Annotated in this window: 20 protein-coding genes; 13 read left to right on the top strand and 7 right to left on the bottom strand. The window is 61.1% G+C overall.

The window, feature by feature from the left end; translation table 11 throughout:
- Positions 1 to 30: 30 nt before the first annotated feature.
- The 5 genes from GJB56_RS30645 to GJB56_RS30625 all read left to right on the top strand — a co-directional run bounded on the left by GJB56_RS30645 (position 31) and on the right by GJB56_RS30625 (position 4992).
- Positions 31 to 1821, top strand: coding sequence for a molybdopterin-dependent oxidoreductase (locus GJB56_RS30645; RefSeq protein ID WP_113683990.1), 1791 nt, complete (start codon positions 31 to 33; stop codon positions 1819 to 1821).
- A gap of 877 nt (positions 1822 to 2698) precedes the next feature.
- A complete protein-coding gene (locus GJB56_RS30640; protein ID WP_113683989.1) occupies positions 2699 to 2935 on the top strand; it encodes a hypothetical protein in 237 nt (78 codons plus the stop codon).
- A gap of 172 nt (positions 2936 to 3107) precedes the next feature.
- A complete protein-coding gene (locus tag GJB56_RS30635) occupies positions 3108 to 3557 on the top strand; it encodes an RrF2 family transcriptional regulator (RefSeq protein WP_113683988.1) in 450 nt (149 codons plus the stop codon).
- Positions 3558 to 3589: 32 nt separating this feature from the next.
- On the top strand, positions 3590 to 4783 hold the full coding sequence (locus GJB56_RS30630; protein ID WP_113683987.1) for a globin domain-containing protein: 1194 nt from the start codon (positions 3590 to 3592) through the stop codon (positions 4781 to 4783).
- 11 nt (positions 4784 to 4794) lie between these two features.
- Positions 4795 to 4992: a hypothetical protein gene (locus GJB56_RS30625; protein WP_113683986.1), complete on the top strand. Its 198-nt coding sequence runs from the start codon at positions 4795 to 4797 to the stop codon at positions 4990 to 4992.
- Between the two features lie 39 nt (positions 4993 to 5031).
- On the opposite strand, the gene GJB56_RS30620 is transcribed toward GJB56_RS30625, so the two are convergent.
- Positions 5032 to 5445 (bottom strand): VOC family protein, encoded by a 414-nt coding sequence (locus GJB56_RS30620; protein ID WP_113683985.1) that lies wholly within the window; start codon positions 5443 to 5445, stop codon positions 5032 to 5034.
- A 354-nt stretch (positions 5446 to 5799) separates the two neighbouring features.
- Positions 5800 to 6048, bottom strand: a complete 249-nt coding sequence (locus tag GJB56_RS30615) for a hypothetical protein (RefSeq protein ID WP_113683984.1) — start codon at positions 6046 to 6048, stop codon at positions 5800 to 5802.
- 214 nt (positions 6049 to 6262) lie between these two features.
- On the opposite strand from GJB56_RS30615, the gene GJB56_RS30610 reads away from it, so the two are divergent.
- The 5 genes from GJB56_RS30610 (at position 6263) to GJB56_RS30590 (ending at position 10418) form a co-directional block, all read left to right on the top strand.
- Positions 6263 to 6889 (top strand): hypothetical protein, encoded by a 627-nt coding sequence (locus tag GJB56_RS30610; RefSeq protein WP_113683983.1) that lies wholly within the window; start codon positions 6263 to 6265, stop codon positions 6887 to 6889.
- Positions 6890 to 7352: 463 nt separating this feature from the next.
- Positions 7353 to 8513 carry an alkane 1-monooxygenase gene (locus GJB56_RS30605; RefSeq protein WP_113684016.1) on the top strand — a complete coding sequence of 387 codons (1161 nt, stop codon included), beginning with the start codon at positions 7353 to 7355 and terminating at the stop codon, positions 8511 to 8513.
- A complete protein-coding gene (locus GJB56_RS30600; RefSeq protein ID WP_230091269.1) occupies positions 8510 to 8818 on the top strand; it encodes a hypothetical protein in 309 nt (102 codons plus the stop codon). The genes GJB56_RS30605 and GJB56_RS30600 overlap by 4 nt, the downstream gene beginning before the upstream one ends.
- Positions 8819 to 9210: 392 nt before the next feature.
- On the top strand, positions 9211 to 9645 hold the full coding sequence (locus tag GJB56_RS30595; RefSeq protein ID WP_113683982.1) for an ATP-binding protein: 435 nt from the start codon (positions 9211 to 9213) through the stop codon (positions 9643 to 9645).
- Positions 9642 to 10418 carry a SigB/SigF/SigG family RNA polymerase sigma factor gene (locus tag GJB56_RS30590; protein WP_113683981.1) on the top strand — a complete coding sequence of 259 codons (777 nt, stop codon included), beginning with the start codon at positions 9642 to 9644 and terminating at the stop codon, positions 10416 to 10418. Before GJB56_RS30595 ends, GJB56_RS30590 begins: the two co-directional genes overlap by 4 nt.
- Positions 10419 to 10444: 26 nt before the next feature.
- Here the strand turns inward: GJB56_RS30590 and GJB56_RS30585 are convergent, their stop codons facing one another.
- A complete protein-coding gene (locus tag GJB56_RS30585; protein WP_113683980.1) occupies positions 10445 to 10687 on the bottom strand; it encodes a hypothetical protein in 243 nt (80 codons plus the stop codon).
- Positions 10688 to 11137: 450 nt separating this feature from the next.
- On the opposite strand from GJB56_RS30585, the gene GJB56_RS30580 reads away from it, so the two are divergent.
- Both GJB56_RS30580 and trpD read left to right on the top strand, forming a co-directional pair.
- The gene (locus tag GJB56_RS30580) at positions 11138 to 11353 is read left to right on the top strand and encodes a hypothetical protein (RefSeq protein WP_154606743.1); all 216 of its coding nucleotides are present in this window, start codon (positions 11138 to 11140) and stop codon (positions 11351 to 11353) included.
- Between the two features lie 220 nt (positions 11354 to 11573).
- Positions 11574 to 12620 carry an anthranilate phosphoribosyltransferase gene (trpD, locus tag GJB56_RS30575; protein WP_205318856.1) on the top strand — a complete coding sequence of 349 codons (1047 nt, stop codon included), beginning with the start codon at positions 11574 to 11576 and terminating at the stop codon, positions 12618 to 12620.
- A gap of 185 nt (positions 12621 to 12805) precedes the next feature.
- Here the strand turns inward: trpD and GJB56_RS31970 are convergent, their stop codons facing one another.
- From GJB56_RS31970 to GJB56_RS30565, 3 genes are all read right to left on the bottom strand, one after another.
- Positions 12806 to 12937 carry a hypothetical protein gene (locus GJB56_RS31970; RefSeq protein WP_268248344.1) on the bottom strand — a complete coding sequence of 44 codons (132 nt, stop codon included), beginning with the start codon at positions 12935 to 12937 and terminating at the stop codon, positions 12806 to 12808.
- A gap of 179 nt (positions 12938 to 13116) precedes the next feature.
- Entirely contained in the window at positions 13117 to 13881 is a 765-nt protein-coding gene (locus GJB56_RS30570) for a hypothetical protein (protein ID WP_113683978.1), read from the bottom strand.
- Positions 13882 to 14426: 545 nt separating this feature from the next.
- Positions 14427 to 14888 (bottom strand): hypothetical protein, encoded by a 462-nt coding sequence (locus tag GJB56_RS30565; protein ID WP_113683977.1) that lies wholly within the window; start codon positions 14886 to 14888, stop codon positions 14427 to 14429.
- 503 nt (positions 14889 to 15391) lie between these two features.
- Between GJB56_RS30565 and GJB56_RS30560 the strand changes: the two genes are divergently transcribed.
- Positions 15392 to 15634, top strand: a complete 243-nt coding sequence (locus GJB56_RS30560) for a hypothetical protein (RefSeq protein ID WP_154606742.1) — start codon at positions 15392 to 15394, stop codon at positions 15632 to 15634.
- 814 nt (positions 15635 to 16448) lie between these two features.
- Here GJB56_RS30560 and GJB56_RS30555 read toward each other — a convergent pair.
- Complete coding sequence (locus GJB56_RS30555; protein ID WP_113683975.1) at positions 16449 to 18368, bottom strand: cutinase family protein; 1920 nt, start codon at positions 18366 to 18368, stop codon at positions 16449 to 16451.
- Between the last annotated feature and the right edge of the window lie 251 nt (positions 18369 to 18619).

Below are 18619 nucleotides of genomic sequence, written 5' to 3'. Positions count from 1 at the left end.
GGTGTCGCTGACAGCGTTTGGATGTGACCGATGGTCGACTCCACCGATCCACCTACACCGCCGAGTGCGGCTCCCGATGCCGCGCGGACTCCTGCTGTAGCGCACAGCTTCCGCACACAATTGACCCCAGGTGCGGACGTCGTCGACCCCGTCACGTGGGCGGGTTCGGTACCGTACGCCACCGGTATCGCACCTCGCATGCGCATCGGCCACAGCAGATGGTTCAACCTGCTCTGGCTGCTCCCTCTCGGATTCGTCGTCCTGATCGGGGCAGTCGCAGCGGCGCAACACCTGCGCAGCATGTCGTCCGTGCAGGTGTTCATCGAGCAGCATCCCGGTGCGAGTGAGCCCGGCCCAGGCGAAACATCGGCCCTCCCCGCATGGTTGGGTGCACAACACTTTCTCAATCTGTTTCTGATGGTCTTCATCATCCGGTCGGGAGTACAGATCCTCACCGACCACCCTCGGCTGTACTGGACTCGCCACAGCACACCTGGCCGGGAATGGTTCCGTATCCAGAAACCTGTTCCTGCCGATCCCTTGTGGACAGCGAAGAAGGACTCGATCAGCCTGCCCGGGTACGTGGGTTTACCGGGGATCCGGCACTCGATCGGCCTGGCCCGGTGGTGGCATCTCGGCACCAACACGCTGTGGCTGCTCAACGGTCTGATCTTCTACGTGTTGCTGCTCGCGACCGGGCAATGGCGGCATGTGATTCCGACCAGCTGGGACGTCTTCCCCAACGCCATCTCTGTACTTCTGCAATACCTTTCGCTCGACTGGCCGACCGAAGATCACTGGGTGGCGTACAACGGACTGCAACTGCTCGCCTACTTCGTCACGGTCTTCGTCGCCGCTCCGGTCGCGATGATCACCGGGCTGGGTATGTCGCCGGCGTTGTCCACCCGTTTCAGGCGGGTCAGCAAGATATTGAGCATTCAAACTGCCCGCTCGCTGCACTTTCTCGTGCTGATCTGGTTCCTGGCGTTCATCGTGATCCACGTGGCGATGGTCTTCACCACCGGACTGCTCCGCAACGCCAACCACATGTACGCGTCTAGGGATGACAACAGCTGGATCGGCTTCACGATCTTTGCGGTCTCGATGGTGGTCGTTATTGTCGGCTGGGTTGCGGCAACCCCGCTCACGCTGCGTCATCCCCGAGTGGTCCAGCGAGTGGGTTTCGCGCTCATCGGACCAGCGCAGCGATTGTTCGAGCACGTCGACTCCAAGCCGGGTGAATACACCGAGAAGGACATCTCCCCGTACTTCTGGCACAACGGGCAGTACCCCGACTCGCAGGAATACCAATCCCTCGTGACCGGCAACTTCGTCGACTACCGATTGCGGGTCAACGGACTGGTCGAGCACCCGGTGGAATTGGGCCTGGCTGACCTCCGCGCACTACCACTACAGGAGCAGATCACCCAGCATTTCTGCATCCAAGGATGGTCGGGCATCGCCAAGTGGGGCGGGGTGTCGATGCAGACGATCATCGACCTTGTGCAACCGAAACCGGGCGCGAAGTGGGTGGTGTTCTATTCACTCGGCGACGGCCCGGACGGGGGTACCTACTATGACGCGCACCCGATCGAACAGATGGGATACCACCTGACGATGCTTGCCTACGACATGAATGGAGCCCCCTTGCCGTTCGGCAATGGTGCACCGCTGCGACTCCGCAATGAGACGCAACTCGGTTTCAAGCAGGTCAAGTGGCTCAAGGGCGTGGAGTTCGTCGCGGACTATTCCGACGTCGGTGGCGGCTTCGGCGGGTACAACGAGGATCATGAATTTTTCGGGTACCGGCAATCCTTGTAAACCTGTCCTGCAGACGACTGCTGTGATGTGAGATATTCGTCGACCGCAAAGGTCGATCAACGGACAACGCAAACACGACACCCGGAAAAGGAACAATGCGACAAGCGAAAAATCCGCCGCACAGCGCTCGCTGACGACGCGGGCGGAACTGCGCGTGCTTCGGAGAGTACGAGGATCCACTCGGACCGATGTTCGACCGGACCAGCTCATCGCTGCTGTCACCACCGAGCACCTCGGCGAGGTGGATATCCGGGCTTACCGCGCCCTCAATTCTCCTCTGGTAGTGGAATTTCCATCGGATCCGGGATCGGCCTCGATTCCGTCGACTCTGAAAAAGCGTTGCCATCTGACTCCTCCGCGACCTTCCGAGGAGAAGCCCGGTAATACAAGTGCCACAAAATCTTCGGCAGAAAAATCGTGGCAGACAGAACCGCGCACCATGGAGCCGAAGCCCACACGTGCGATCTCGGGCGTGACCGTTGGCGAGTCGCTCGACGCAAAAAATATACGACGGACTTCGGTGGCGGACCGATTCCAGATCCAGTCCACCGTCGTTACCCCCGTTGACAGTTGTCGTTCGGGTGCGATGTACGGTGAGCGAACCGTCGGTAGCTTGAGGTTAGCGATAATCCGAATCGTACTGTTACGGTGAGTTACTTGAAAGTTGTTCGTTCTTCATGAGGTCGGGGCCGAATGGAGCTCCATCTGTAATGAGACTATGTAGCACAGTGCATTTCCGGAACGAAAGTCCCTGTACATCATTTGTTCGTCGTTGCGTTCGACGCATCGATCGGGCTCACCGAGATCCGATCGACGCTTGCGGGATCATTGCAGCACCGTTCCGCGTTGCCGGTATCAGCATCAAAGCGGTGGCGCCATGACGAACAGGTGTCGGCGCGAAGCAGCATTACTCGCCGTGTTTCTGGCCCAATTCGAACCCGTAGCCGAGGGACAGAAACCGACCGTCACTCGCCTCACCGCACGTGAGATCGACCAGTGGCGAGAGGACTACGCGCAAGCGCTGCAATGGTCAGCTGCAACGAGTTTCAGCGCAAAAGACGTCGTCGCCATCAAGGAAATGCGTCGACGGTACGGTTTTACCTCCGCCCTCTGAGCGTGCGCTACGGGACGATGTGCCCGGTTCGATCTTCGTCGACAAACCAATTTGCACGATCGGTGCCGCTTCACAGCGTTCTCGACCACGTCGACGTGGTGCGTTGAGGCTTCGTTTGAGATCCCCCTCACATAAATAGTCATCTCAGATGCGAATTATGTAGGTTCGGGTCATGCAACTGACGCAGTTCACCGATCTGGGATTGCGCGTCGTCATGCGGTTGGCCGTACTCGACGCGGATGCCTCCCCCAGTACCCGGGTAATTGCGGAGCAGCTCAACGTGTCGTATTCCCATGCCACCAAGGTGGTTACACGGCTCGGTGAGCTTGGCATCGTCACAACCAGGCGTGGTCGCGGCGGTGGGCTTTCCATCACCGAACTCGGCCGCACCGCCACCATCGGCTGGCTGGCCCGACGCCTCGAAGGGCCAGGCGAGGTCGTCGACTGCGAAGGCGACAAGCCGTGCCCACTGCGCGGCGGTTGCCTCCTTCGGAGTGCGTTGCGTGACGCTCAGGAAGCGTTTTTCGTCTCACTCGACGCGGTCACGATCGAAGACGTCATCCGGCAGCCGTCCAAAACTGTTCTGCTTCGCCTCACCACTCGGAGCGACGAAGCAGGCTGATCAACGTCAATTTCGACCGAACGGAGCAGCTCATGCTTTCCCCACAGTCAACCGAGGTCATTCGCGCCACCCTTCCCGTGGTCGGCGCTGCCATCGGCGATATCACAACCCTGTTCTACCGCACGATGTTCGACGCACATCCCGAACTCGAACGCGATCTGTTCAATCGCGGCAATCAGAAGCAGGGCGAACAGCAGAAAGCACTCGCGGGCGCTATCGCGGCATTCGCGACACTGCAGCTCGAGCCGGACAGCGCCAAGGTCGATCTCATCCTTTCTCTTATCGCTCACAAGCATGCGTCGTTGGGAATCACCCCCGATCAGTACGCGATCGTTCACGAACACCTCTTCGCCGCGATCGTCGAAATACTCGGCGATGCAGTCACTCCCGACGTCGCAGCAGCCTGGGACGAGGTCTACTGGCTGATGGCGGAAACATTGATCACGATGGAACGGGGTCTCTACCAGCTCGCCGGAGTCGAGGCCGGCGACGTGTGGCGGACGGTGCGAATCAGTGAGCGCGTCCTGCAGTCCGCCGACACCGTGTCACTGACACTCACCTCGCTCGACGGCAGCGTTCTCCCCACCTTTGCTCCCGGACAGTACCTTTCGGTCGGCGTGGTGCTTCCAGACGGCGCTCGCCAGATCCGTCAGTACAGCCTGTGTTCGATACCGAGCAGCGCGGACTGGCGGATCAGTGTGAAGCGAATCTCGGGAACTCCCGACGGCGAAGTGTCGAACTTCCTCTACAACAACGCGTTCGAAGGTTCCGAGCTGTCGGTAACCACACCGTTCGGCGATCTGATGATGCCTGACGACGACTCACCACTGCTACTCGCGTCGGCCGGAATCGGTTGCACACCGATGATCGGCATGCTCAACCATCTTGCGGACACCGGTGCACAGCGTTCCGTCTCCGTCATTCATGCTGATCGATCCATCGCGGACCATGCTCACCGAGCAGAACTCAGCACACTCGTCGACAAGATTCCCGCAGCAACCTTGCACCGCTGGTACGAGGATCTCGGCACGCACATACCGTTCGGGTCGGTACACGAAGGCCGAGCCGATCTGCGCGATATCACTGTCGAACCGGATACCCAGGCGTTCCTTTGCGGGCCGATGCCGTTCATGTTGGCGATGCGCGCATCGTTGCTCGAACGCGATGTCCCGTCGCAGAATATTCACTACGAGGTCTTCGGACCGGACAGCTGGGCCAATACCTGAGCGGAGCCGACATGACGGAAGATCAACCGGTGGAAACTCTTTCGCGCTGGTCCGATTCGGGAGCGACGTGGCGGGTTCTACAGCGCACCCCCACATCGATCATGATCTCACTACGACGCTGCGACGGGGGCGAGGAAGTAGAGCGTCTGACGTCATCCGATCCCCATCTCCTCGCGTGGATCGGTGACCGTGTGAGCAGCGAGGACTGACTTGCCCAACGCACCGCTACCTGGGGTGCGTTGGGCAAGTTATCCGTGGAATCGTTGTGCGATCAGCTCTCGGGGTAGTTGCTCTGGGCCCGGGTAGGCGACGATGACACGGATGCCGTCGGGATCGCAGCCGTCGACGAAGGTCACTCCACCGACTGCCTGGGTGAAGGTGGAGGCATCATATGTGCGTAGACGCTCACTGATGCGCGTAAGTTCCTCTTCTGTATCGGCGGACCACATGACGTAGTGGACGCCGATGTTGCTCATGTTTCGCCGGGATGCGCCCTTTTGCACATACATGTAGATCTGAAAATCATCCGGCGTCAGAAGAAGCACGGCATCGCGTTCACGTAAGGCGACACGGCAGGCAAACACGTCGCAGTAGTAACTCACCGACCGATCCAGGTTGGCTACTTGCATCACCGACGAGGCAACTTTGGCAGCAGCACACATTTTTCTCCCCTACTCCCGAACAAGCCAGAGGTCTTCACAGTACCGTCGCACTCGGTGCAGTGGCGCGTGCAGCAGAATCCGCCGTTGAAGTCGGTCAGATCGTCCGCCAACTCCCGCTCCGAGGTGCAAAGTTTCCTCGCCCGCGAGCTGAACGGCAGCCGTTGACGCTATCGCTGACGTGAAGGACGGAACGTCCGAGGCGGTCGAGTTTCCAAGCGACGAGGACGGCGCCTCATCCTCGCGTAGGTAGTTCAGACCTTCGTTGAGCTGGGGCGCCGCGTGGGTAACAGCGGGCACCCTGCTACCGCTTCAGTGGTAACGAAAAGCGGTCGGTGCCAATTCTTCCGCTGAACCCTACTCTGCGGCCGTCAGGTCTTCGTCGTTCGCGAAGATCAGTCGTCCGTCGTCGAGTGCGATCGCCCACCGCTGTACCGGAGCCCAGTCCCGCCCCACCGAACCTCGGTCGATGATCATGTCCGCGTAGTCCTCGATCACCACACCCGTGCAGGCCACGCTGCCATCAGCATCGAAGCCTGGCACCCTGATTCGTACGCGAGAACCCACTGCGAGCACGTCTTCGCGTGTGCCGTTTTTGTCGGTCATCTGCCTGATTCTGGCAGAGCAACTACGTGGCAACCGCATCGGGACCTCGGCCCAACAAGTGGGGGTGCAGTTCGGCGCGTCTGCCGGAGGGCGATTATTGCTCGCTGGAACTGTTACCGCAGCACGCCCGAATGCCGGTCAGGCATATTCCTGTCGGTACGCACTCCTACAGTCAGTCCGGGTAACAGTCCGGATCGAGTGTCAGGAGCAGGCGATGACGTTCGCGGGCGATGCTCCATTGCCTCTCCCCGGGATGCCTACCAGCACTCCCACGCCATCGGCGTTCCAGATGACGTTGATCGGGCAACCTCAACCGCTACGCATTCCCGAACGTCTATGGCGATCCTGGCTCGACGACCCAGCCGTCGTTTCTCGGTTCGAATCCAAACGCTACCGACGCCGCCAGCACCAGTGCTGGCCGTGGATCGGCGGGGTGTCCTCGACCGGGCACGGTTCCTTCCGGGCAGCGAGCCTGCCGGGGCCGTCTCGCCGCGGGACCGTGCCGGCGCATTTGTTCGCCTACCAACTCGAATACGGTGTCATCTCGAGGCTGGGCTGGTCGGGCACCGACGACGCGGTGCTGTGTCATCAATGCGACTTCGCCGGCTGCACCAACCCCACCCACCTGCTGCTGGGAACCAATCGCAGCAACCGCAGCGAATACGAGCTTCGGCGACGCAACATCGCCAGCCCACTCGCCGACGTCCGCGGACCCGCAGGTCGCACTCGCACCATCGCCGCCGCGATCCGTACCGGGATCGAACAAAACGTAGGAGTCGACGTCATCGAAGAGCACATCACTGCGGCCGAAGCGGCAGGACGTCCGCTCGCACTCTGGTAGCGACACTGCCACTCGATACCAGGCGAAGATACGTTTCACTATGAACGCATCTCGTTGCAGTGCAACGAATTCAATCAACAGAATGACACAATCCAAGTTGTCGACAGTAAGTCGGCAATGCCGATCGGAAAGGTGATTCTTTGGGAGACAAGCCTGTGGGACCTCGATATCGACGAAGGTACGCTGCGGCATCTGTAAAAAGCGATGTACAACTACTGCCAATTTGTCATTAGATTCGAATCGATATGAAGCAAACCGTGATCAGAGCACGAACACACCACAACCGGATACGTCACCCGCGCGGAGAGCGCACCCAACTGAACAACGCAAGTACATGTAACCTTCATTGCCTGTAACTTATTGCGGTATAACGCTATACACCTCTCGTACGCACGACTAACCATCAAGAGAACGGCACAATGCCGATGACGCTGCTCCATCCGCTCGTTACCGTGATGTGCTCATGACCGCCGACAACGACGCCCACCACAACCTCCACCCCGAATCCGGTCGCATTGCGCACACGTGGCGGGACCGCAAACGCTACTGGTGGCCACTCGGACTACTGATCCCGGCCAGCCCGTTCCTGTCCTGGATACTCGTCGAACATTTACACCTGGGACTGTTCTGGGCCACGGGAGCTTGGATTTTGCTTCTTGTAGTCCCGGTCGTCGACCTCGTCGCCGGCCCCGACGGGCAGTCCCCACCCGACGCCGTGATCGCGGCACTGCAGAATGACCGCTACTACCGGTGGTGCACGTACCTGTTCGTGCCACTGCAATACGCAGGTCTCGTCTTCGCCGCCTGGTGCTGGTCGTATTATGCCCCGATGGCGACCGGAGAGAAGATCGCGCTCGCCATGACCGTCGGCGTCGTCGCCGGCGTCGGTATCAATGCCGCACACGAACTCGGCCACAAAAGCGACAACCTCGAACGCTGGTTGGCGAAGATCGTTCTCGCCCAATCGCTGTACGGACACTTCTACGTCGAGCACAATCACGGCCACCACATCAAGGTCGCCACACCCCATGACCCGGCGAGTGCCCGCTTCGGGGAGTCCTTTTGGATGTTTCTCCCTCGCAGCGTCATCGGAGGACTGAAGTCGGCGTGGGGGATCGAGACGGCACGCCTGCGCCGTCAAGGAAAAACGGTGCTGTCCCCGGCAAATAACATCCTCCAGGCGTGGGCCCTGAGCGCTGCTCTGTACACGATCGTGACCGTGACCTTCGGATGGCAGATCCTGCCCTGGCTACTGCTCCAAGCCGCTGCGGGCATCACGTTCCTCGAAGCCGCGAACTATCTCGAACACTACGGACTCCTGCGCGCCCGGCGAAACGACGGCAGCTTTGTCAAAGCCAGGCCCGAAGACAGTTGGAACAGTGATCATCTCGTGTCCAACTTGTTCCTCTATCAATTGCAACGACACAGTGACCATCACGCGAATCCGCGTCTGCGCTATCAATCTCTGCGCAGCGCTCAAGCCGCCCCGCAGTTGCCGGCCGGGTACGCGGTGATGATCGTCTGCGCCGCCGTACCACCGCTCTGGCGAACCATCATGGATCACCGTGTCTTGGACTATTACGACAACAACCTCGACCTCGTCCACACCAAGGCCACTCGATGACCCACGCCACCGGGAAACCCCACGACGCCGACCGTCCCGGAACGAATCCGGACAACAGCACCGAGGCACAGCGCCACCACGACGCCCGCACCAGGCTCATCCGCGCGGCACCGCGTCCGGAGGTCGTTGCCGCCGCGCACTTCCTCCTGCACCAACCAGACGCGCACCTGTACCGGCGCCGCTACCTCGAACTCCTCGCCCACACCACCGGCCCCGGCGGCACGATCACCGAATACGCCGACGCCGAAAAATACCTCCTCACCGCGGCCGCGAAACTCCACCGTCAAGCACCCACAGAACCCTGACACCAGTGCTGTTCGCTTCTGTGGTCGTCCTGGTCATATGGTCGCTGGTTTCGTCGGGGTGGTTGGTTCGTTCACTGCGGTTTTCGCTGCAACGGTCGCCCGCCGGTCCACAGCCGGCAAAATCGGGTCCACCACCTCAGGAAACGAACGTCAAGGACCGTGGTGTCGCAGAGCATCTCCTCACGCGAGTAGCAGCAGGCTTCGATGTCCCCGACGCTGTGCGCACCCAAGTCGATCACGTCCTGTTGCACAACTGACAACACCGCTAAGCTCGATATTTGACGGTCGGTCAACTGGGTATTGAAGTGCTGACCATTGTTTCTCGCGTGCGGCCACCTAACTCCCGCTACAGGAGTTAGTCGCATCCGACCAGGTACAGGAGTAAATCTCACGTGACGTTCCCCGAGCGAGCGATCGTTTCCCCGGCCGCCGCTGAGCCTTCCCTGTCCGTTTCGGCAGCTCCTGATCAGCTCGCGGTGCTGCGTTCACTAGTGCGGACCGTGGCCGCGCACTATGCGCTCTCGTTGGACGGGTTGTCCGACCTCGTTCTCGCCGCCGACGAAGCGGCAACCATTCTCATTGGCCACGCTCTCCCTTCCAGCTCGCTGACGTGCGCATTCGACGGAGATGTCGACCCGGGCGCTGTGCGAGTGATGCTCTCTACCTCGACAACCGGGCAGATCACCACGAGCACTTCGTCCTTCGGATGGCATGTCCTCGAGATCCTGGTCGACGCGGTAGTCCTCGAGCAGGTCCCACCGGCCTCGCCCGAGCAGAACTGGGGTGCGACGATCACCCTGACCAAGGCGTTGCAGGCGCCTTCGTGACCTCGCCTGCCCGGGAAGTCAACGAGTACTCGCAGGTCACCGATCTGTTCGTACGTCTCGTCGCGGTGCCCGCCGACGTCCCCGATTACGAGCGGCTTCGCACCGAGATCATCGAAACGTGCCTGCCTCTCGCTCATCACATCGCACGGCGGTATCGAGGACGCGGTCAAACACACGAGGATCTCGTCCAAGTCGCGAGCGTGGGCCTGGTCAACGCGGTCAATCGCTTCGACCTGGCGAAAGGTCAGGATTTTCTGTCCTTTGCCGTCCCGACGATGATGGGTGAGGTGCGCAAGCACTTCCGTGACCGGGGATGGGACGTTCGGGTTCCCCGCTCACTGCAGGAGAACTACCTGGCTCTGAAAAAAGCTCAGGCGTCACTCACCCAAACTCTCGGACGCGAACCCACCGTTCCCGAACTCGCCGCAGATCTGGGCGTCGAGCCCGCCGAGATCGCGAACATCGCCGCGGCCGGAGATTCGTACCATTCTGCGTCCCTGGACGTCGCGGCCTCACCCGACGGCGCCTCTATCGGGGACACGCTCGGTGACTACGATGCTGCGCTCGACGGGATCGACAACCACGAAACCCTCCGGCCGGCACTGTTAGCGTTGCCTGAACGAGAACGGACAATTCTCGTGTACCGGTTCTTCGGGGAACTGACCCAAGCGGAGATCGCCGAGAAAGTCGGTCTTTCCCAGATGCACGTCTCACGATTGCTCAGCCAGTCCCTCAAAGCCCTGCGCAAAGAACTCGGCAACCTCGCATCGTAAGCGACGTTCTGCACGGACCAGCAACGCTATGGTGTTGCGATCGGGTCGCGTTCGGCCAGCGAAGGCGTCTCCTGGCTCTGATGCAGCGCCGCTTCGAGGGCTGCAACCGCATTCAGCAGGGCATCGAGGGGATTGGTGGCGTAACTGGCTGCTTCCATCACGGTCATTCCGTCGGTGTCGACGGCGTCAGGGATCTTGGTGCTTTCCACAGCTGCTCTAGTGATCGGTAGATCCTCAGGGATCTCGCTGTCGAAGGTGTACGTAACCATTTCTCTCCTGATGTAGGGCAGCGGTCGAAACCGTGACGGCTCGTCGGGTTCCAGATCAGTGAAACCCTACGAGCCGTACCGTGCCCTGACCCGGCAGAGGTGAGGCACGGCACAAGCGATCCACCGGACGCGAAAATGGGGGTTCGACCATCCGGTGGATCCTCATCTCGCTACCCCAAAGGCCCGCCAACCAAACGTCGCACCGAATCGTGTCCTCACCGCGAGGAATTGCGGGTTTGACAGCGGGTTCGAGGAATCCGACGCCGGCACGATTTCGGATACATCAGGTGCGCCATGTCAGGTCCGTCAAATTTGCTGCACGATCATCCACAGCACTCACGAACTGGCGGTGGAAACGGCCTCCGGTACAACCACCACTTGCGCGTCAGATCCGTCCTCGACTGCATTGTTGCTCCGGATCATGACGTCCGAGAACCTCGACTGGCGGATGTGCAATATTCGAAAGCTGCGGCACTCGGCGCGGTGATGATCGGCGCTCACGCACTTTCGAGTGTTCGCATGGCGGAAAAGCGGCGAGGACCCGCGGAGCGTACTCAAGTCATCGTCGACGCGATCCGTATCGGGAGCGAACAGAACATAGGAGTCGACCTCATCGAAGAGCGCATCGCTGCGACCGAAGCTGCAGGGCGTCCACTCGCGGTCTAGTAGCGACGCTGCCACTCAATACTGACGACGCACTTTCACTGAGGAAACATTTCGTTGCAGCGCAACATATTTCATCGAGAAAATGACATATTTTGCTATCGACCCGAAGCGGTTGCGGGGGAGAGCATCCCGGAATCGTTCTCAAAGTGTTGGGGTTAGCGGGCCGTAACTGAGGAGTCGGGATCGGGATGGTGGGCATATACTTCCGGCGGTGATTCACATGACGAACTGGGTGCGGGTACTCGAACAACTCGCCAATTGTCGAGATCTTTCCATTCACGAGTCGACGTGGGCGATGGGGCAGATCATCTCAGGCGAGGCGACAGCGGCCCAGATCGCAGCATTCCTGATGGGCCTGCGGATCAAGGGCGAAACCATTGACGAGATCGTGGGTTTGCGCGATGCGGTGCTTGCCGCCGCCGCTCCGTTAGCGGTTCCCTCCGCTGTGGTCGACATCGTGGGGACCGGCGGAGACCCCTACGGCGCCGTCCTCAATATCTCCTCCGTCGCCGCAATCGTGATCGCGGCGTGTGGCGTCCCTGTGGTCAAGCACGGCAACCGCGCCGCGAGCTCGAAGTCCGGCGCCACCGACTTCCTCGACGCTCTTGGGCTCCGAACAGATCTCACCCCTAGCCGGGTCGCCGAGGTTTTCCACACAGTTGGACTCACCTTCGCTGCGGCGGTACCTTCCATCCGGGATTTGCGCACGTGCGTGCCGTCCGGGCCGAGATGGGCGTATCCACTGTTCAATGTCCTCGGCCCGCTGTGCAACCCCGCCCGCCCCGACGCGTCTGCGGTAGGTGTGGCCAACTTAGAGCGTGCCCCACTCATCGCGGGCGTGTTCCGAGCCCGCGACACCACCGCGCTGGTCTTTCGTGGGGACGACGGCATCGACAAACTCACCACCACCGGACACTCCCACATCTGGGAGATCAGTCACGGCTCGATGCACGCACACGACCTCGACCCGACCGAGCTCGGCCTGCCCCGCGTGGACATCGAGGCAATCCTGGGTAGCACTCCTGTACACAACGCAACATTGGCCCGAGCGGTGCTGTCCGGCAACCACGGGCCAGTACGAGACATCGTGCTCCTCAACGCCGCTGCAGGACTGGTCACAGACGCACTATCCCGGCAACCGCAGCAATTCCACCGATCGATCAACGACCGGTTTCGCGCTGCCCTCGATCGCGCGGCACACGCCGTCAACAGCGGCATCGCCCTTGACACACTAGACCGATGGATCGCGGCCACCACGACCAACTAAACCCGATCCACGTCCAAGGGGGGCGAGCCGCCGCCACCCCGCTCGAACCTATTGTCTGGCTGGCGGAATACGCCACGGGACAGGTTTGCGCTCATTAACTTAGAGGGAACGACTTGACAAAGACCCGCCACGTTCCGAGCCCACACTTCAGTGGCATTTCGTTCGTGTCAGCCCGAAGATGATGCTCAGCTGAGCGAGTTCAGGGCGGTGATGAAAGAGACGGCGGTGATGCCGAGCTTGAGCAGTTCGCTGACCTTCCCGAGATTCAGTTCCTCGAGCGATTCGGTGCTCAGCGATGCGGTGTCGAACGATCCCATGAAAACTCCTCAGTACATTATCGATTGAACGGTAGTGAAAAACAGCGGAGCAAGAAGGCGGCAGAGCCCCGGATACACAGGGCTCCGCCGCCTTCTTTGCCTTGGGGCTGCCAGTTCGCCGGGCGGTGGCCGTTCGTGACCGCTACCGCACCGGATGTCATGCCCCTGCCCTTCCGCGTCTAGCTGCCGAAGATGTTGCCCAGGTTACCGAGTGAGCCGGTGCCGGTCTCAGTCTCGGCATCCTTCTTGGCGAAGTTGGTAGTGCAACCGTTGAACGTCACCGCGTCGACGAGGGTGGAGGTTGCGGCCGAGCCGCGACCGATACTGACGCCGTAGTGATCGATGACGGCGTTCGGCTGCGCTTCCACGATGTCGAGAAGATCGACGCGGGCGAAGTCCTTCGCGCCATCGATGTTCTGGGTGCTCCACCACTTGCCAGCTTGAAGGTGCTCATGGACGGCGCCGTCCGTGGTGTCCGGCGCGGTGGCGTCAGGCACCCACACGAGGGTGGTAAATCCGGTGGTGTCGGTGAACTTTCCGCCGGTGGTTCCGCTCAGACGCAGCTGGAACGATGCCTTCGCCGTGGTCGCGCGTTCGGCGAAACTGATTTCGGTGTCGACGATGTCGGAAAGCTTCACACCTCCCGCCGAGTGATACGACACGGAGCGGTCTTCGACGCCGTCGACCGCGAGCTCGAGGGAGCCGTCCTCGTCAAGGACGTTCTCGGCCGAGTAGGAAGCGGTCTGATTCTTCTCGTCGTCGAACGGGATTCCCCAACCGTTAGTGTTGGTTTCGGTGGAGGTCGCATCACACGTGAAGCCAGGCGCCGTCTCGTCCGAGCCGAGCGAACCCGTGGGCAGGGCGCCGGCAAAGGCGGGGGCGATCAGGGCTGCGGAGCTGACGAGTGCGGCGACAATTCCGGCGCGGCGAGCAGTGGTGGACATACGAGTTGAACCTCTCGATAAGGAATGCAAAGATCAGCAAAAATTAGCACAGACTGTCCGGTTTGTGAATGTTTAACTATCGCGTGACCGTAATTCACAGACATCCGGAAACCGTTGTTCAGTAACGTGTTCCAGTTCTCGGGCCGCGGTTCCAATTCTCATAGAATGGGATAGTGCGTCCATTGGCGTTCGTCAGGCCCGCGCCGCGATGACCCCGACTCCCACCTTTCGCCATTGGCAGGAATCGTCGTCCGAGACACGACCGAACGAAAAGGGGCTCCACCGGCAAAGGAGTGAGACTTCGCCAGTGGAGCCCCAGCGCGCTGAGAACCATGACAGAAGGCAGCGCACCGAACAGGGCCGTCGACGCTCATGTGTGAGACCGGCAAGCCCCGGCGCCATCCTCTCGGGGTTGGGTCAAGAACACGGCGACGCCAATGACCCTACGACCAGGAACAGGCCGTAGCGTTCCGGACACACCGCCCTGCTGACCATCGGTGTCCGTTTCCGTACGCCGCAGTTCCGTTTCACACGGCAAGTTGGGGTCAGGACGACCCGAAGAGATTTCCGAGGGAACCGCCCGGTCCTCCCTCTTCCCCCGTTGTCGCGGTAATGGTGAACGTGTCCGCCTGCACCATCGAGTTCACCCATTCGGAGTTTTCGTTCTCCGTCGTCGTGCATCCGGCGTAGAAGACATACGTGCCCGCGGCAAGGTCATCGACGGTGTACGTCTTGGTGTCACCGGGCAACACGGGATCAGGGTGGGTGTCCCAGTTCGAGGTGCCGATATCGAAACCGGCGGGGAAAACAGTTGTTGGTGCAAGGTCGGCGGTCAGCACAGTCAGGCCGCAGTGCGAATTGATCGTGTTGGTGTTGGTGACAGTAGCGCTGAACGTGTCACCGGCGATGTTTGTCTGGACGGTCGGAGTCTGCGGGATGACCACGTCGGCCGACGCGACTGCAGCTCCGGCAACTGTCGTCGCGGCGATCGCTGCAGTTGTTGTCATAAACCTTCGAAGATGCATAGTTTGTCCCTTTTCTCTGCAGATCGGTGACGGCCGAACCGGCGTCAGTGTGGGGCTGCCGAGGCCATGCTGGTGGGGTCGTCTGATGGGTCGTCCACTTGACTGCTCGACCGTAGTACGCGCATCAGAGCTTGCCGAGACCCCAAAAATGGGGGCGAACGATACAGGTGTGCGGTGAAAGTCCGTCTGTTCGAACTCGACACCGGTAACTGCATGGTTGTCCACGCGCGATGCTCGTATCTGCCCAACCACGCTCGCCTGAAATCTCGACCCAGCGTTCTGGAGCACTGCCACCGCCCAACCAATAGCTTGTGGATAACTGATCCCCGGTGATGCGATGCTAAAGTCCGATTGATCAAAGATTGCACTGTCTTCATCAGGTCGGGACCGAATGGAGTCTCACGTCCCATGCCTGAAATCAAACTTGCCACCGGTACGTCGTGGAGACGGTACGACTACTGCCAGGCCGAGGTGAGGCAGCAGTGGTGAGTAGATTTCGCCGTGACGCCGCCGTCCTCGCCGCGTACCTCGCACAATTCGAGAACACCGAATCGAACTGCACGGACCCTCACACCGCCGCTACAGCCCTCACGCCCGAGGAACATCACCAGCGTCGACGCGACTACGCCGACAGCCTCGCCTGGGCGACCGCGAAGCAGATCAACAATGAAGACATCGCGGCCCTCACCCAGATGCGGCAACGCTACGGTTTCCCACCGCAATCGTGAACGTCGGCGGCCGACGCGCCGGCAGAGACTCGTCGCCGAGAAATAACGAAAGGAACCCGATCGATGAGCGAAGGCTACTTCCGAACCCAATGCCGAGAATGCGACCTCCTCGTCTACGAAGGACCCTGGATCCCACCACGAGAGCGTCACCTCCTGCACGAGCACCATCGCACACTCTGTACAAGTGCGCCGCCTACCGCCCCGACATCGACAGCTCCCACCGCGGTGAACACCACCAGGCCCGCCCCGCTGTTCCTCCTGCCCACTGCGCATCGGGAGCCCAGGCCGCGAACACGCTCATCGCCCGCGAAAAATGGGCGGCTACAACGAGTGCAGTAACGCGGAGAGGACCATTGCCGAATCGGAACCGGGACATACCAGCCTGTCGATCGAAGCCAGGACTTCACGCCCGCTAAACGCGGGCGACATGTCGGTCGGCAGGGGTTCCCATACGAGGTAAGAACAGATGACCGCCGCGCACCGATCGCATCTCTCCACGGGCATCTCTGGCACCGTCGGCGCGCCTGACACACCTCTGAAATCGGGGAACCTTTGTGCAGTAGTGGGTTTCGCAGTTATGTTTCCTGTGGGCGCCCGTCGACCGGCTGGTCACTCGACGGGAGGCGGGACGCCCGCCTCCCGGACCTGCCCCACATAGACCTCCCGCTTCGCCGTGCGGTGCCATGGATCGCTCTCGCGTCTGAGTGCCCCGCCAGCACCATTCCGGGGGTGGGATGCGTCAGACGGAGACGACTGTTGTCCCGGTACCTTTTTGCAGCACCGGGACAACGATCGCTGACACGAAGGTGGTTCGTCAGCTCCCGAAGATACTGCCTGAGCTGCCGACGCTTCCCGTCCCGGAGCCGCTGGGAACGTGCACCGTCGAGCCGTCGACGACATACCCTAAGGGTCCATCGGTGACCGGTGTCTCGGTGACGAGGATCGGCAGTCGGTACACGCTGCCGTCGTCGCCGCGCAGTTCCAGATGATGTTCACCGGCAGGAACATTCGGAACGACGAAGTCGAGGATCGCCACGCCGTCGTCGTCGACGTCGAACGTACCGACCTCGACCGGATCGGAGAACAGCGTTCCGACGAACTTGCCCACCTTCTTCACCTGTCCCACGGCGCCGCGAATGGCGACGAAACCGGCCCACAGGTGCGTACCGGACTGCACGACAACCTGATCGGCACTGAGCCCGCCGTGTGAACGTGCCACCGCGATGTGTCCCAGCGCGGTGAACAGTATTTGACCACTGCAGTCGGTGCCGTACTGCCAGGCGTTGCTCACTGCCGGGCATTGCATCGACAAGGCCGAATACAGGGTGTGGGTCATGGTCTGCGATCCGAATTTCGACGCGATCGCTTCGTGAACAGCTAACGAGCTGGTATCGCACACAAGATCACCGATCATGCAGATCGAGGACACAAGTCCGGCGTGGGCATCCTTGAAGGTCAGCGCATCAGGATCAGCGATCGACGCCGAGACCGAGGCGCCGGAGCCGTTCGTCGAGCCCAGCTTGTTCCATCCCCCGACGTTTTCGGCGCGGTTGGGTTGATGCGAGGGATCGCCGATGACGACGATCTTCTTCACCTGAGTGAACAGCGACGTTTCTGCACTGCGGTGGGCGTTGCCCATGGCCTTGTTGATCACGTCAGCGCCCTGGGAATAGCCGGCGAGCACCACGGACGCCTGATGGCAGTGCGAGGCGATCAGGCGCAGTTCCTTGGCGAGGTTGTCGGCACCGACCGCGACGGATCGTTGGTACCGGTCGATGTAGGAGAGGTCGAGGAGATTGACCGGAATCGCGGGATAGCGGATCGCGCGGGCCTGCATCGATGCGATCTCCGGGGTGCCGGCTTCGCCCTGATGGTGCAGTTCGTCGAAGACGGCTTTGACCGGTTCTCCCATCCCCGTGGTGCGGGCGTTGGGGCCGGAATCTTTGGTGTACACGGGATCTCCGGCTGCGGTCTCGTACTGTTCGAGCGGGTTGTCCTGCTCTTCACCGGAGCCGCGGACGCCGACGAAGTACACGTCATCGCATTCGGCGGGGTTGGTCGTTTCCACTGCCGCGGAGATGGCTTGGGCGAGCTCGTCGGTGTTGGTGGCGGTGAAGTACTGCCCGCCTGTGGCATTGGCGATGCAGCTCAGCTCGCTCTCGGCATTGGTCGGGGCGTTGAACCCGACGGCATGGACTCGGAAGTCGACGCCGAGATCGTTCTTGATCTCTTGGGCAACTGCACAGGGGTTTCCGCAGCTGCTCTGTCCGTCGCTGATCAACACGATGGTGCGGTCCCCGCTGGCTGGCAGGTCGCGCGCTGCTGCCCTCAGGGCGTCAGGTGTGGGGGTACCGCCGTCGGCGGAGAGTTGCGTTGTCGCAGCATTGAGTTGGTCTTTGTTGTCGGTGGCGACAGGAACCAACAACCGGCCACCGTCGCCGCAGCTGCCGCTGAAACTACGCAGCCCGGCGGCCTGGCCGGGAGCGAGCGCGTCGATCCCGGCGCGCAGCGCCTCTTTCGCTTGCGTCAGTGGGGATCCCGACATCGATCCCGAGGTGTCGACCACGAACAACACACTCGATTGCTGCGATGCCGTTTCTTGTGCCTGGGCGATCGGCGCCGAGATCGTGGCCACCGCTACCAGCAGGCTCAGCAGCGCAAGCACCGTATTCCGTCGATGCCCACCGGCGGATCCAGTGCGGTCGGCAGGCCGCTGCTGTAATCGTGTCCTCATGTGTTCTCGTCATCCCTTCACTGCCGTCGGTGCACCTGTGCACTGAGGTGCGGTGCCTGTGCTCTGTTTCCGTGCACGAGCGAGACGTGTCGAATGTTTCGGTAGGGTCGGGTATAGCGGTGTGCCGGTTCCGGAGTGTTTTCGTCCCTCGTTAGCGTCACCTGATCAGATGTATCTCAGTCGACAGCCCACCCCTCGCGCATGCCCCCAATTCTGTGGTCTCCCCATACACGCCCCGGTGCGATACCTTC

It is taken from the genome of Rhodococcus sp. AQ5-07, from assembly GCF_009707305.1.
Lineage (GTDB): Bacteria > Actinomycetota > Actinomycetes > Mycobacteriales > Mycobacteriaceae > Rhodococcus_F > Rhodococcus_F erythropolis.
Note: the sequence above shows the minus strand (reverse complement) of the source record. Positions and strands in the feature narration are given on the sequence as shown.

What these genes read in the sequence shown, in the direction of transcription:
- GJB56_RS30565 (WP_113683977.1), bottom strand. Translation starts at nt 14,888, where the DNA reads ATGACAACAACTGCAGCGATCGCCGCGACGACAGTTGCCGGAGCTGCA.
- GJB56_RS30620 (WP_113683985.1), bottom strand. Translation starts at nt 5,445, where the DNA reads ATGTGTGCTGCTGCCAAAGTTGCCTCGTCGGTGATGCAAGTAGCCAAC.
- trpD (WP_205318856.1), top strand. Translation starts at nt 11,574, where the DNA reads ATGACGAACTGGGTGCGGGTACTCGAACAACTCGCCAATTGTCGAGAT.
- GJB56_RS30600 (WP_230091269.1), top strand. Translation starts at nt 8,510, where the DNA reads ATGACCCACGCCACCGGGAAACCCCACGACGCCGACCGTCCCGGAACG.
- GJB56_RS30605 (WP_113684016.1), top strand. Translation starts at nt 7,353, where the DNA reads ATGACCGCCGACAACGACGCCCACCACAACCTCCACCCCGAATCCGGT.
- GJB56_RS30625 (WP_113683986.1), top strand. Translation starts at nt 4,795, where the DNA reads ATGACGGAAGATCAACCGGTGGAAACTCTTTCGCGCTGGTCCGATTCG.
- GJB56_RS31970 (WP_268248344.1), bottom strand. Translation starts at nt 12,937, where the DNA reads ATGGGATCGTTCGACACCGCATCGCTGAGCACCGAATCGCTCGAGGAA.
- GJB56_RS30585 (WP_113683980.1), bottom strand. Translation starts at nt 10,687, where the DNA reads ATGGTTACGTACACCTTCGACAGCGAGATCCCTGAGGATCTACCGATC.
- GJB56_RS30615 (WP_113683984.1), bottom strand. Translation starts at nt 6,048, where the DNA reads ATGACCGACAAAAACGGCACACGCGAAGACGTGCTCGCAGTGGGTTCT.
- GJB56_RS30610 (WP_113683983.1), top strand. Translation starts at nt 6,263, where the DNA reads ATGACGTTCGCGGGCGATGCTCCATTGCCTCTCCCCGGGATGCCTACC.
- GJB56_RS30570 (WP_113683978.1), bottom strand. Translation starts at nt 13,881, where the DNA reads ATGTCCACCACTGCTCGCCGCGCCGGAATTGTCGCCGCACTCGTCAGC.
- GJB56_RS30555 (WP_113683975.1), bottom strand. Translation starts at nt 18,368, where the DNA reads ATGAGGACACGATTACAGCAGCGGCCTGCCGACCGCACTGGATCCGCC.
- GJB56_RS30640 (WP_113683989.1), top strand. Translation starts at nt 2,699, where the DNA reads ATGACGAACAGGTGTCGGCGCGAAGCAGCATTACTCGCCGTGTTTCTG.
- GJB56_RS30645 (WP_113683990.1), top strand. Translation starts at nt 31, where the DNA reads ATGGTCGACTCCACCGATCCACCTACACCGCCGAGTGCGGCTCCCGAT.
- GJB56_RS30630 (WP_113683987.1), top strand. Translation starts at nt 3,590, where the DNA reads ATGCTTTCCCCACAGTCAACCGAGGTCATTCGCGCCACCCTTCCCGTG.
- GJB56_RS30635 (WP_113683988.1), top strand. Translation starts at nt 3,108, where the DNA reads ATGCAACTGACGCAGTTCACCGATCTGGGATTGCGCGTCGTCATGCGG.